This is a genomic window from Azospirillum aestuarii (assembly GCF_016632405.1).
Taxonomy (GTDB): domain Bacteria; phylum Pseudomonadota; class Alphaproteobacteria; order Azospirillales; family Azospirillaceae; genus Azospirillum; species Azospirillum aestuarii.
Window position 1 is genome coordinate 1 of the sequence record NZ_JAEPIV010000088.1, and the last position, 1,533, is coordinate 1,533.

The 1,533-nt window shown below is 69.9% G+C and carries 2 protein-coding genes; both read left to right on the plus strand.

Going from position 1 to position 1,533, the window contains the following annotated elements:
- Positions 1–680, plus strand: a 680-nt coding sequence (locus JJL56_RS32710; protein WP_200487932.1) for an electron transfer flavoprotein subunit beta/FixA family protein, incomplete at its 5' end; no start/stop codon positions are given.
- Between the two features lies 1 nt (position 681).
- On the plus strand, positions 682–1,533 hold an 852-nt coding region (locus JJL56_RS32715), incomplete at its 3' end, for an electron transfer flavoprotein subunit alpha/FixB family protein (RefSeq protein WP_200487933.1).

A 1,533-nucleotide genomic window follows, 5' to 3' on the forward strand; every position in this document is an offset into this window, starting at 1 on the left:
CCGGCGTTGAGACCGCCAACGTGAAGATGAGCATGAACCCCTTCGACGAGATCGCCGTCGAGGAGGCCGTCCGCCTCAAGGAAGCCGGCAAGGCGACCGAGGTCATCGTGGTCACCGTCGGCCCGACGGCGGCGCAGGAGACGCTGCGCACCGCGCTCGCCATGGGCGCCGACCGCGGCATCCTGGTGCAGACCGACGCCGAGACGCAGCCGCTGGCCGTCGCCAAGGTGCTCAAGGCGCTGGTCGAGAAGGAAGGACCAACTCTGGTCATCCTGGGCAAGCAGGCGATCGACGACGACTGCAACCAGACCGGCCAGATGCTTGCCGCCTTGCTGGGCTGGCCGCAGGGCACCTTCGCCTCCAAGGTCGTGCCGGGCGAGGGCTCGGTCACCGTGACCCGCGAGATCGACGGCGGCCTGGAGACGGTGCAGCTGACGCTGCCGGCGGTGGTCACCGCCGACCTGCGCCTCAACGAGCCGCGCTACGCCTCGCTGCCCAACATCATGAAGGCCAAGAAGAAGCCCATCGAGACGCTGGCGCCGGATGCGCTGGGCGTCGACGTGGCGCCGCGCCTGACCACGCTCAAGGTTGCCGAGCCGGCCAAGCGCAAGGCCGGCGTCAAGGTCGCCGACGTGGCCGCCCTGGTCGACAAGCTGAAGAACGAAGCGCGGGTGATCTGACATGTCCATTCTCGTCATCGCCGAACACGACAACGCCGCGCTGAAGGCCGCCACGCTGAACGCGGTCAGCGCCGCCGCCAAGATCGGCGGAGATATCCACGTTCTGGTCGCCGGCCAGGGCGCCCAGGCCGTCGCCGAGGCCGCCGCCAAGGTGGCCGGGGTGTCCAAGGTGCTGCTGGCCGACGACGCGGCCTACGCCCACCCGCTGCCGGAGAACGTCTCCCCGCTGGTCGTCAATCTCGCCAAGGGCTATGGCCATGTGCTGGCCGCCGCCTCGTCGGAGGGCAAGAACCTGCTGCCGCGGGTCGCCGCCCTGCTCGACGTCGCGGCGATCTCCGACATCACCGGGGTGGTCTCGCCCGACACGTTCGAGCGGCCGATCTACGCCGGCAACGCCATCGCCACGGTGAAGTCCGCCGACCCGATCAAGGTCGTCACGGTGCGCACCACCGCCTTCGAGGCGGCCGCCGCCACCGGCGGCTCGGCCACGGTCGAGACGATCGCCGGGACGGGGGACACGGGTTCCGCCAAGTTCGTCGGCCAGGAGCTGACGAAGTCGGAGCGTCCGGAGCTGACCCAGGCCAAGATCGTCGTGTCGGGCGGGCGCGGCATGCAGTCGGGCGACAACTTCAAGCTGCTGGAAGCGCTCGCCGACACGCTGGGTGCGGCGGTCGGCGCCAGCCGCGCGGCGGTCGACGCCGGCTTCGTGCCGAACGACTATCAGGTCGGCCAGACCGGCAAGATCGTGGCGCCCGAGCTGTACATCGCGGTCGGCATCTCCGGTGCCATCCAGCACCTCGCCGGCATGAAGGACAGCAAGGTCATCGTCGCCATCAACAAGGACGAGGAGGCG